A 12,630-nucleotide genomic window follows, 5' to 3' on the forward strand; every position below is an offset into this window, starting at 1 on the left:
CATTTTAATTAGCAGGTACTAATACATAGGTCCACCAAACACCGCCATTGTTGGTTATATCAATAACCAATGTCAACTCACGTGTAGTCGGATTGTAATTTAAGACATCGTAAGTGACAGATTCATTGGGTCTTGGAGGACCTTGGGTATATTCACCTCCATTGAACGCCTTAGGTAATACAATAAACGCGCCCGTTCCAGTAACGGTTATTTTTGCCCTGTTATTGCCTGAAGCAGGTTGGAAACTAAACTGATGTGTACCTGAAGCCCAGGCCGCCCCCGGGGTCCCTGTTAGATTGGATTCAGGTTGACATCCCCCACCGGATATACCCATGTAATCTTCGGCGTAAATATCCCCTTGTGCATCATATTCAAATATACCATTTTCTTTGAAGATAAACAGGTCATTGAAAAGGCAGGGACGGTCTCCTGAAATATTTTGACCATTTGGGAAGAATGCATCACTTCCTGGTGCAGGACCCACGCCAAATGCACCTACAGCCGGCTTCAGTTTCCATGCCTGTGAACCAGTTCCGATCAAATCCTGCAACCTCAGACCATTTTCCTGAGGAACCTCTGGATCTGTTCCAGCTGGGACCAAGGTAAAGTTCCAGAATACAGCTCCATTTCCTGAGATGTCGATCGATAATTGCAATTCACCTGTTGCCCTATCATAGCCAATTACATCATAGGTGACTGATTCATTCGGACGTGGAGGTCCTTGGGTATATTCACCACCATTAAAGGCTTTTGGCAGCACTATAAAGGCCCCGGTTCCAGTCACTGTGATTTTTGGAAGACTATTGGCAGTGCCCGGTGTAAAGTTAAATTGATGTTGACCAGAAGCCCATGCAGCTCCAGGAGTTCCTGTTAAATTAGACTCCGGCTGACATCCCTCAGAGGATAGACCCATATAGAATTCACCGAAAATATCTCCTTGGGCATCATATTCATATGTTCCATTTTGATTGAATATAAACAGGTCATTGAATAGACAAGGTCTATCGCCTGAAATATTATTTCCATTCGGGAAAAATGCATCACTTCCTCTAGCTGGCCCAACACCAAAAGCCCCTGCGGCAGGTTTAAGCTTCCATGTTTTTCTACCATTTCCTACCAAATCACTCAAACTGAAGTTCACATTTGGATTTTCAGGCTCAGGTTCAGGGTCAGTAGGTGCTGCAAATCCTGCAGGAATCAATCGCACATACCAGGCCAAAGCACCATTTGCTTGGTCTGTAAAGCGAAGGAACATTTCATTTTCTGTTAACCTTAAGATTTGATAAGATCGGGTTCCTGTAAAGTATCCAATGAATCCAGGAGTTGTGACACTCAATACAGGATGCCTTCCTGATTCTTCTACAATATTCCAGTTCAATCCTCCTGGCGAAACAAAAGGAGCTGACAAATCCCCTACTCCCGGATCAAATGCTCCCGGGAAATTGGCGCCTTGAGCGGCATTCAAATACACCAAACCGCCTGTATTCCAATCGAAAACGAAATCACGTAATTTAAAAGTATAACGGGTGTTGTACATACCGCTACCTACTTTTTCATTTGGACGGGCCTGATAAAATTCAGGGAACTCACTGCCAATAGGTCCTACCCCAAGATGTCCAGCCCTAGTCGAGTCGATAGCCCAAGTCTTACCATTAATGGCATCAATGCCACCTGTCAATAAGTTGAAAACCGGTCTGTCCAGCAATGTAGGATCTGTATTTTCAATAACTACATCTTTGGAAAATGTAGCACTTCCTCCCCTGCTGTAAATGGTAAGCGTTACTTTATATGTGCCTGCCAAAGGATAGAAACCTGTCACTTTTCTGCCCTCTGCTTTGACACCATTACCTAGATCCCAAACCATCAGGAAGAAGTCATTATCTGCGGTAAACTGCAGGATATTATCACTTTCCTCGGAAGGAACAAAGCTGAAGCCTGCCTCCTGTACTGTTGGCGGCTCTGCATCCAATCTATATTCTTCTATACATGCCCACATGAATAGGACAGGTAATAAGAATGCTGCTAATCTGAATATTCTTTTCATTTTGTCTGAATTAATAACCTGGGTTTTGTGCCCATCTACCACCTGCTAAATCAATCTCCACCTGAGGAATAGGAAACAGCTCATGCTTTCCTACCTGAAACCCGGAAATAGCTGCTACTGCTTTTCCAGTCCTTACCAAATCCCAAAATCTATAGCCCTCTCCAGAAAGCTCCAATCTTCGCTCACGGTAAATGTCCTCCAACAATTGGGAACCTGAGCTGGTGATGTCCGGAACTCCGGCTCTTTGTCTTACCTTGTTCAACTCCGTTCTGGCACGGGCATCATTCCCAATCTGGGCAAAAGCCTCTGCTGCCATCAACAGTACATCCGCATAACGGATGGCGCGGTAATTCAAGGGACTCGTCAAATCATCGTCAGGAAGACCTCTTTCAAAATCTCTCTTGATGTATTTATTATTGTAATAGCCGGTATGACCTCCTCCGCCAATCATGTAAGAAATCTCTGATGCATTGGGTTGTGCTGCAATGAACGCATCCAGATCAAGAATGGTAACTTCCCTACGGGGATCATTTCCGAAGAAATCATACAGATTCTGAGTAGGAAGATTGTAGCTGTTGCCATCTCCATAGAAGGGACCTACATAATTCCGGATACCATGGAAACCAGGTGCCGGATTACCTTGCAGACAAACCAAGCAGCCATAATCACCGCCCTGTAAACCTGAATGTTGGATGGTAAACACATCTTCACTGCTGTTCTGATTGGCCACCAACCACATGGTTGACATATTAGGCACCAATGCATAGCCAGCTTGGTTGGTAGTGATCAATTCATCAAAAACCTGAGCTGCCTCACCAAATTTTTGCTGGTACAATAAAACCTTGCCTTTCAGGGCCATAGCCGCACCTTTCGTTATTCTACCCACTTCAGGATTGGTCCAATTCAACACGCGTATCGCCCGGTCCAGATCTCTTTCTATCTGCTCATATACCTGAGCTTTGGGAGTTCTATTTATTTGGAATACTTCATTGATGGATGCTCTTCTATCGACAATCAAGGGGACATCTCCAAAGTAATTCACCAAGGTAAAGTAGTAGTAGGCTCTGATAAAAGAAATTTCAGCCATCAGACGCTCTTTTGAAGGAAAGTCAATCTTATTTTCATTTTCGAAGATGAAATTTGCACGGGCAATTCCCGCATAATTAAAGCGCATCACATCTCTTAATTCATTGTTGACTCCCCCATGCCTCATGCCATCAATCTCATGAAGGCCCTGAGTATCGTTGACACTTTCACCACCTGCTATGGAATTATCGGATGCGATTTCGCCTATCCAAACCTGCAGGTAATTGGTCTGCATCAAATCATAAACCCCGATCACAGCCCTTTGAAAATCTTCTTCGGTATTGAAGAAATTTTCTGCATCCTGAACAAATTCAGGTTCAATATCCAACCAGTGGTCACAAGAGACCAAGGACATGGTTAAGGCCAAAATAATGATATATAGCTTTTTCATGTTTCTTAAAATCTAAAGTTTAAACCACCCATGATTACTCTCGCCTGTGGAAATATACCGTTATCTACACCTGCAAAAAGAGGATTGCCAGATCCCACATCTGGGTCAAAGCCCATATACCTGGTTAAGGTGATCAGATTATTGGCTGCCACATAGAAACGCATGGATTTGATTCCAATCTTTCCTGAAATTTGTTCAGGAAGTGTATAACCCACTTGGACATTTCTAAGTCTTACAAAAGAACCATCTTCAACAAAGAAGTCTGAAAAAACAGTGTTTCTAGTCTGTCCAGTAGTCAATCTTGGGATATCATTGGAAGTCCCTGGTCCTGTCCAACGGTTTACATTATAAGCCAGTTGGTTGGCAAAAGGCTGCTGTCTCTCATAGTTTCTGATAATGTCCTGACCAATAGCGGCATACACATTTGCAGAGAAATCAAAACCTTTGTAATCCACTGACAGGTTGAGTCCCATGATAAAATCAGGGATTGGAGAACCTATCATGGTACGGTCTGAATCGTCACTGAAATTGATGACGCCATCGCCATTGATGTCCACAAAACGGAGATCTCCAGGTCTTGCATCTGGCTGTCTGACAGGACTGGAGGCAATTTCTTCAGCAGTCTGCCAGATCCCATCAGTTTGGAAGCCCACAAAATAACCAATTGGGAATCCCTCTTGGAACCTGGTAGCAATGTTTCCGCCCACACCGAATGCCGCTCCCGGAATAAAATCCAAACCCTCAGGGACTTTGGTAACCCTGTTTCTAATAAAAGTAGCATTATAATCTACTCTAAAATTAACCCCTGTAGGTTTTGAAGTTCCATAACCGATTTCCAGCTCAAGACCTTTATTGGATACATTACCCGCATTGATTACAGGCGGAAAACCTCCTGGACCATAAGAACCCAATAAGGCGGATACCTCAGGCTGGAAAAGAAGATCTCTGGTATCTTTGACAAAGTAGTTTGCTGTAAAATCAATGGTTCTGAATAAAGTAAAATCCAAACCAATATTGGTCTGCAAGGTTGTCTCCCACTTTAGATCGGGATTACTTGTAGCACCAATTGCTGCTCCGTTTATGATAAAATCATTAAAAACATAACGGGCCAATCCATTCATCAGGCCTCTGTACCTGAACAGACCGATTTGGTCATTACCCGACACACCAAAGCTGGCGCGAAGTTTCATAAAGTCAATTGCATTTGAACTGAAGAAATTCTCATCGGATACTACCCAACCACCAGACACAGAAGGAAAGTAACCAATCCGGTTATTTGGACCAAAATTGGTAGAACCATCCCTTCTTAGGATAGCAGAAAACATATACCTTCCTTTATATTCATATTCACCCCTGATAAAGGATGAAATCAATCGCTGCTGGGTCTGGAAGGAGCCTGTTTGGTTCAAAAATCCACCAGGTGCCTGATTGGCAGAAATATCAGCAAAAGCAAAATCATTGTTCGGAATATTGAAAGCAGTACCATTTAACCCCATGTTTCTATTCCCAAAGTAACTGACCCCTAAGGTGCCTTTGACCCGATGAACATCATCAAATCTCCTGTCATAATTAAGAAATGACTCTAAGTTGTAGTCCAAAAAAGAATCCCTATTTTCAAATACGGAGGCACCCCTTTCAATCAATGTACCGCCAACATCAACCAGTACAGGATCTAGGTTTTCGTTTCTGGCAGTATTGGCAAATTTTCCGGGGCCAAACCAAGCTAAGGGTGAAAATGCTTTCCCATCCACCAAAGCAAAGTTATAACCCGCCCTACCGTTTAGGTTAAAATGCTCATTGATCTTGTAGGAAAGTTCCTGCTTGCCAACCAATTTATTGACAAAAGTCTCATTGAAAGTATTTTCAATTTGGGCCAAAGGGTTGATGATATCGGCTACATTCTCCAAATAAGAAAATCTATTCCCTACAAAAACCGGCTCTGTTGGATAGGCGTTGATAGTATTGAACAGTACAGAACCGATTCCACCTTGTGGGATACCACTTGCCTGCTCATGCGTATAGAGGAACACACTTGTGAGTTTCAATTTTGGAGCAATCTCCGTCACAAAGTTGATTCTGGCATTGTACCTTTCAAAGTTGGACCTAGGTCCTCCTACAATCCCTTGTTGGCCGAAATATCCTCCACCAATAGAATAAGATGTTTTTTCAGATCCTCCGTTTACTGAAATTGTATGCTCCTGGATGGGAGCAGTTTGGAAAACTTCCCTTTGCCAATCGGTACCCAAACCCAGATCTACATTAGCAAATGGAGGAGCCATTCCTCCTGCCGCAAATGCTTCATTTTTTAGAATAGCATATTCCCTGGCATTCAAAAGATTGAGTTTGCGGGCGGCTTCCTGAACACCATAGTAGCTGCTCAGTTCCACTGAAGGCTTGCTGCCCAAAGAACCTTTCTTCGTCTCAATGATAATTACACCATTGGCAGCTCTTACACCGTAGATACCAGCTGTACCATCCTTAAGAACGTTGATGGATTCGATATCATTGGGATTGAGTGAGTTGAGGCCTGCAGCATCAAAAATAACCCCGTCCACCAATATCAATGGATTGTTGTTTCCAAAAGTACCTAATCCCCGGATCCTGATATTGGAAGTTCCTCCCGGAGCTCCTGAATTGGTAGTGATCGTTACCCCTGAAAGTTTACCCTGCAATGCCTGGTCAACCCGAGGCATATTCATTTTTGCCACATCTGCACCTTGTACCTGTGAGACGGCCCCTGTTAATTCCTTACGGGTAGCAGTACCATACCCTACCACAACCACCTCACCAAGTGAAGTTATTTCTGGAATCAAATTCACCACAATAGATGATTCAGCCCCAACAGCTATGGTCCTGGACTGAAAACCTACAAAACTGACCCTCAATTGGTCACCAGGGCTAACCGAAAGCGTAAAATAACCGTCTAAATCGGTCACTGTACCGGAAGTCGTGCCCACCTTTAAAATACTGGCCCCTGGAATAGGGTCCCCCCTGTCATCCAATACCTGCCCCCTAATGGAACCTGTCTGTGCAAACACTGACAACTGAATGCACAGCATGATGAGTAAAGTAAATAATTTTTTCATGTATTTTGGATTTATAATACCTGCACAATGACGAAAACTAAATTCGTCAATCAAAAAAAATTACTACATCAATAATACATCAATCGTGAAAGTACCATTTCACAAAAACTCATCATTTAATTAAAAAATCAGGAATTTTTATATCAAAAACGGCAATTACATTTCAAAATAAAATTTCATATATTCAAGCTTTTACTACATCACTAATTTTTATTAAATTTCAAATCAGTCCTTCAATGATATCAAACCAAATGACAAAGGTTCTACAGAGTATTCTTTTCTTTTCCCTCATCATCCAAGTTCAGGCACAGGAATTTGGCATACCATTTTCAAAATATTACTCCAGTAAGGAATACAATGGTGGCATCCAGAATTTCTCCATTGGTCAAGATCAAAATGGTTTGATTTACGTGGCCAATAATTTCGGTCTTTTGGAATACGATGGGACCTCCTGGGACAGGTATGCGCTACCCAATAGCACTAAGATCAGGGACTTACTCATTGAGAACAACGGAAGGGTTTACATTGCAGGTCAAGGGCAATTGGGATATTTTCGACCCAATAAAATCGGATACTTGGAATTCATTTCTTGGCTTCCCCAATTACCCTTGAAATACCAAAATGTGGAGGAGGTTTGGAAAGTGTTTAAAATAAATGGAAAATATGTATTCTGTACTTTTAAAAACATTTTCATTTTTGACCAAAATGGTTCCTTGGTGAACATCGTTGAAAGCTTGGGAGATTTTGAAAGTTTTCACCTGAGTAATAATCAGCTTTATTTTCAGGATTCTGAAAGGGGCTTAATGAAACTCGAAAAAAATAAGGCCATTCTTATTTCAGACATTCCCAGTCTCAAAAATGATCTGATCAGTGGAATTCTTGAAAGTACTACAGGGGCATTAAAAATTTTTACAGAAAAAGGTCAGGTTTTCCTTTTGACTACACAAAACCTATCAGCCTGGACACCTACTGCGCTTCCCAAATTCAGTAAAGTCAATAAAGCCATTAGACTTAGAAATGGAAATATCGCCATCGGAACGCAATATGATGGTATCTATATTATCAAAGAAAATGGCAGCCTGGAACTCCATATGAATCTGGAAAAGGGATTGCAAAACAATACGGTGATTTCAATTTTTGAAGATAGAGGGGGCAATTTATGGCTGGGACACAACAATGGGATTACACTTCTTGAATTAAGCTTACCATTTAGATTGATCGGTCCACAAAAAGGCGTTTTCGGTACCGGTTACACTGCAAAGTTTTTTGAGGATGAGATATACCTTGGGACCAATGTGGAGGTCAACAAAATCTCCGCCAATGGAGAAATATTGACCAAAATCTCCAATTCTGAAGGACAGGCTTATAGTTTTGGCCTCATTGAAAAAAATCTTTTGCTGGGACACAATGAGGGTGCATATTTAATAAAAAACAACAGGGCGGAATACATCCCGGGAATAAAAGGGATATGGTGTTTTCTACCATTAAAAGATAACCCCAAATTAATCATAGCTGGCACATACAATGGACTGGCTTTATTTGAGGAAAAGGAAGGAAAATACGCCTTTATCAGAAAAATAAAAGGGTTTGAAGAATCATCTAGACTGATCCAACAAGATGAATTAGGAAACCTATGGATGTCACATGGATATAAAGGGGTCTATAAATTGACCCTTTCTGAAGACCTCACAGAAGTTACGGCAAGGTTTTACGGAAACAAAGACGGCTTACCAACCAATTTGTTGAATTCCGTTTGGAAAATTGGGGGCAGGCTTGTCTTTACCACAGAATATGGAATTTATGTGTATAACCCAGCAACAAACCGGTTTGAAAAAGATCAGGTCCTTAATCCATATTTTGAAAAGGACTTCTTGGTCACCAGTTTGGTTGAAGATCCTATTGGCAATATTTTTTATATCGGAAGCATGGAAGTTGGGGTATTGGAAAAACAAGCAGATGGTTCTTATCAAAAAAACCATCAGATATTCAATAAAATAATTCCCCTATTGAATGATGACCTGCAAAATGTATCCCTGCTGAGGTCCAATGAGGTGATTTTCGCAGCCAATGAAGGATTTATCTGGTACAAGCTTGATATCAATAAGGTGTTGCCTCCCCCCTATCCGACTTTTATTAAGGCAGTTTATTTGACCAAACCCAGTGATTCACTTTTGGCCTTGGGAAAGCATGTAGAATTGATGGAACAAAAATTCGGATCAGAAAGCAAAGGCAAGGGTTTACAGCTCCCTTTTAACCAAGCTGATATACGCTTTGAATTTACCAATAGCATTCCAAACAATGAAAATACCACACAATTCAGATTTTGGTTGGAAGGACTGGAAAAAGAATTTGGAGATTGGACCCAAAAGAGGGATAAAGCCTATACCAATTTGAGCGAAGGTAATTATACATTTTATCTTCAAAGCAAAGATTTATATGGCCAGATTTCAGAGGCCATACCATTTACTTTTACGGTATTGCCTCCTTGGTACAGGACAACAACGGCCTGGTTTTTTTATTTGTCAGCCGCCATTTTGGCCTTATTTATTGTTTCCAGAAGAGTGGACAAACAATACCAAAAAAAGACCCAGGCCATCACCGCTGAACAAAGAAAAGAATTGGAACAAAAATCCAATGATCTCAAAAATTCACAAAAGGAATTAAAAAAACTAAAAACCGAAAAATTAGAAGCAGAAATCCAGAGCAAAAACAAGGAACTGGCATCTGCTACCATGCACTTATTGAACAAAAACGGGTTTATTGATCAGACAAAAAGCCATTTAGCCCAAATCATCAAAAAAAGTAAAAACCAGGAGGTAAAAAATGAGCTTCAAAAAGTCATTCAAAGTATAGATAAAAATATAGCGGAAGATGATGATTGGCATCAGTTTGAGATCCATTTTGATCAAGTTCATGGGGATTTCATGGATAGGTTCAAGAAAGCTCATCCGACTTTAAGTCCACAGGAAATCAAATTGACTGCCTATCTGAGAATGAATCTTTCCACTAAGGAAATTGCGTATTTGATGAATATCAGTCCCCGGGGAGTGGAAATAGCGCGTTACCGGTTGAGAAAGAAACTTCAGTTGGAAAGAAGTGAAAACCTTCAGGAATTCATTTTGAAATTCTAAAAAATCATTTTCCAAAAACCTTTAAAGCGAAATTTTAGATTAATGCTATTCAATCAATTTTTTCCAACCTTTCCAATGGAACTGAGGGACAATATGGTTATTTTTATAAAAACTTTAACCCTAAAGAAGATATGAGCCTCAAAGAAAAAGCAAAAAGACAATTAGAGGAAATGAAAGATCAAATTGAAATCCTCGAAGCCAAATTCGAAAGCTCCAAAGCCGAAGCTAAAGCTGAATACATGGAAAAAATGGCTGAACTGAAAGCAAAAAAAGCAGAGCTGCAGGCAAAATACGAAGAACTTTCCCATGAAGCAGAAGACAAATGGGAAGAGGCCAAACATCTATTTGCCTCAGCGGGAGATTCTTTCAAAGAAGGTTTTTCAAAACTGAGCAAGTTGTTTGATTGATTATTTAAAAAGGGAGCAGAGACTCCCTTTTTACATGTATATATTAGCTGGTCTCAAAGTTATTTTCGTCTTTTTTGATCCAGTAAAAATTTATCCTAACAACATCAAAAAATAATAATCAGTAATGAACCAATTTTTAAAATTAAATGTATATACATAAGTTAATACAACAACAAAATGAACCATACCATAAATAGTTTACATTGGCGCTATGCGGCCAAAAGAATGAACGGTCAAAAAGTGCCAGCTGAAAAATTGGAAAATATTCTGGAAGCCATCAGATTGACAGCCACCTCCAATGGACTTCAACCATTTACCATTTTGGTCATAGAGGACAAAGAAACAAGGGAAAAACTCCATGAAGCAGCTTTTAAACAACCACAAGTAGTGGAAGGATCCCATTTGTTAGTATTTGCAGCCTGGAAAAAAGTTACAGCGGATCAAATCGACACCTATTTTGATATGGTGTATAAAGAGCGGAACTTAGAGCAAGGTTCATTAGAACAATATGCCAACTTTTTGAAAAGCCATTTTGGAAAACAGACAGAGGAGGAACAATTCGGCTGGGCATCCAAGCAAGCCTATATCGCGCTGGGAACTGCTTTGGTTGCCGCTGCAGAGGAAAAAGTGGACAGCACGCCCATGGAAGGCTTCAATGCCAAAGAAGTGGACCGCATCTTAGGGCTAAATGAACAAGGAATGGGTAGTACCGCCTTGCTGGCATTGGGGTATAGAGACGAGAAAGAAGACCATATGGTAAATGCCAAAAAAGTAAGAAGGCCAAAAGACAAATTGTTTATCAAGATTTAACTTAAAATCCCGGTCATTAAAGGCTGGGATTTTTTATCTTTGAATCCTGTAAAACAATCCACATAAGATATCATTATTTTCCTCTGCAAGAGGAGAAAAATCAGTTTTTCCGAATCCCATTTATTCCTCAAAGAAAGATTTTTCAAAGACTTGCTTTGTTAAAAATGTAAGGATCAAGGTAGGAATTGGGTATTTCAATTTACTCTTTAAAAACCCAACTTAATCGGTGCATTTTTTTTATGCCAACTCCTTCACATCGCCTTTCAAATTCGGGAAAATTCATGCATTCAGGTGACAAATGTCATAAAAAGGACTAACTATATTTTTTATCTTTATTAGGATGAAGTTTCGAATATCACGACCGTTACGACTATGCTTAAAATCAGGAAAAATATCGCCATCAGTGATTCAGGATTTGTTTTCGACCCGCTTTCCGGGGAGTCCTATTCACTGAATCCAATAGGATTGGAGATTCTCCAATTGATCAAAAATGGGCAGTCTTTTGAGGCTGTATCAAAGCATATTTTGGAAAAATACGAAGTGGATGCCGAAACATTTGAAAGGTATTATTACGACTTCCTTGCCACTTTGAAGCTATTCCATCTTACTGAACCTGACTGAGATGAAAAAATTAACCATAGGTCTTTCCGGCCTCAACAACATCGACAGCCCTGGTCCTGGAATCCCGGTAATTCGGGGCATTAAGGATTCCAAAATATTGAATGCAAGGATTGTTGGTTTGGCTTACGAAAACCTGGAGCCTGGAGCCTACATGCATGACCTGGTGGACAAAACCTATAAAGTCCCCTACCCTTCGGACGGTGTGGAACCCTTGCTGGACCGGCTTCGGTACATTCAGGAAAGAGAACATCTGGATGTTCTGATTCCCAATTTTGATTCGGAGCTTTTCACCTTTATGAAGTCTGAAAAAGTACTTCAGGATATGGGCATCAAGACATTCCTGCCAACTTTAAAGCAATTTGAAGAAAGACATAAATCCAACCTGCCGGAATATGGCAAAAAATACGGAGTGAAAGTTCCATACAGCGAGCCAATCACGAGTGTTCAGGATTTTGTACAGCACCGTGACAAATTCGAATTCCCGGTAGTAGTAAAGGGCAAGTTTTACGATGCTCATATAGCTTATGATTTGGATCAAGTCGCTATGTACTTTAATAAGATTGCCGCCAAGTGGGGGCTACCTATTGTAATTCAGGAATTTGTCAAAGGGACGGAGGTAAATGTCATAGCCCTTGGAGATGGTAAAGGCAATACCATTGGTGCTGTACCCATGCGAAAAACTTACATCACAGACAAAGGAAAAGCCTGGGGCGGCATCACTTTGGAAGATCCGGCAATGATGGAATTGACTGATAAGATCATATCCCAGACCCAATGGAGGGGAGGAATGGAATTGGAGCTAATCCGAACATCCAAAGACGAACTCTATATGATCGAAATCAACCCCAGATTACCTGCTTGGGTTTATCTGGCTGTTGCCGCCGGCCAAAACCTTCCTGAGGCATTGGTCCGACTTGCCTTAGGTGAAGACGTAAAGCCTTTCCAAGGATATCAGGTCGGAAAGATGTTCATAAGATATTCTTTTGACATGATTACCGATTTACACGAATTTGAACAATTGGCCACCAAAGGTGAGCTCTAACAATAAATTCTT

The 12,630-nt window shown here is 40.8% G+C and carries 8 protein-coding genes; 5 read left to right on the forward strand and 3 right to left on the reverse strand.

The window, feature by feature from the left end; translation table 11 throughout:
• Positions 1-4: 4 nt before the first annotated feature.
• From BC751_RS17285 to BC751_RS17295, 3 genes are read right to left on the reverse strand one after another with little or no spacing between them, the layout of a single operon-like run.
• The gene (locus tag BC751_RS17285; protein ID WP_130276721.1) at positions 5-2,044 is read right to left on the reverse strand and encodes a PKD domain-containing protein; all 2,040 of its coding nucleotides are present in this window, start codon (positions 2,042-2,044) and stop codon (positions 5-7) included.
• Positions 2,045-2,054: 10 nt separating this feature from the next.
• Entirely contained in the window at positions 2,055-3,521 is a 1,467-nt protein-coding gene (locus BC751_RS17290; protein ID WP_130276722.1) for a RagB/SusD family nutrient uptake outer membrane protein, read from the reverse strand.
• 5 nt (positions 3,522-3,526) lie between these two features.
• Complete coding sequence (locus tag BC751_RS17295) at positions 3,527-6,607, reverse strand: SusC/RagA family TonB-linked outer membrane protein (RefSeq protein WP_130276723.1); 3,081 nt, start codon at positions 6,605-6,607, stop codon at positions 3,527-3,529.
• 251 nt (positions 6,608-6,858) lie between these two features.
• Here BC751_RS17295 and BC751_RS17300 point away from each other — a divergent pair, with 251 nt between their 5' ends.
• The 5 genes from BC751_RS17300 to BC751_RS17320 all read left to right on the forward strand — a co-directional run bounded on the left by BC751_RS17300 (position 6,859) and on the right by BC751_RS17320 (position 12,618).
• Complete coding sequence (locus BC751_RS17300; RefSeq protein WP_130276724.1) at positions 6,859-9,738, forward strand: ligand-binding sensor domain-containing protein; 2,880 nt, start codon at positions 6,859-6,861, stop codon at positions 9,736-9,738.
• 131 nt (positions 9,739-9,869) lie between these two features.
• Positions 9,870-10,145 carry a sll1863 family stress response protein gene (locus BC751_RS17305; protein ID WP_130276725.1) on the forward strand — a complete coding sequence of 92 codons (276 nt, stop codon included), beginning with the start codon at positions 9,870-9,872 and terminating at the stop codon, positions 10,143-10,145.
• Between the two features lie 177 nt (positions 10,146-10,322).
• Positions 10,323-10,955 (forward strand): NAD(P)H-dependent oxidoreductase, encoded by a 633-nt coding sequence (locus BC751_RS17310; protein WP_130276726.1) that lies wholly within the window; start codon positions 10,323-10,325, stop codon positions 10,953-10,955.
• 372 nt (positions 10,956-11,327) lie between these two features.
• The gene (locus BC751_RS17315; protein ID WP_130276727.1) at positions 11,328-11,576 is read left to right on the forward strand and encodes a PqqD family protein; all 249 of its coding nucleotides are present in this window, start codon (positions 11,328-11,330) and stop codon (positions 11,574-11,576) included.
• Between the two features lies 1 nt (position 11,577).
• Complete coding sequence (locus BC751_RS17320; RefSeq protein WP_130276728.1) at positions 11,578-12,618, forward strand: ATP-grasp domain-containing protein; 1,041 nt, start codon at positions 11,578-11,580, stop codon at positions 12,616-12,618.
• Positions 12,619-12,630: the final 12 nt, after the last annotated feature.

Source organism: Cecembia calidifontis, assembly GCF_004216715.1.
Lineage (GTDB): Bacteria > Bacteroidota > Bacteroidia > Cytophagales > Cyclobacteriaceae > Cecembia_A > Cecembia_A calidifontis.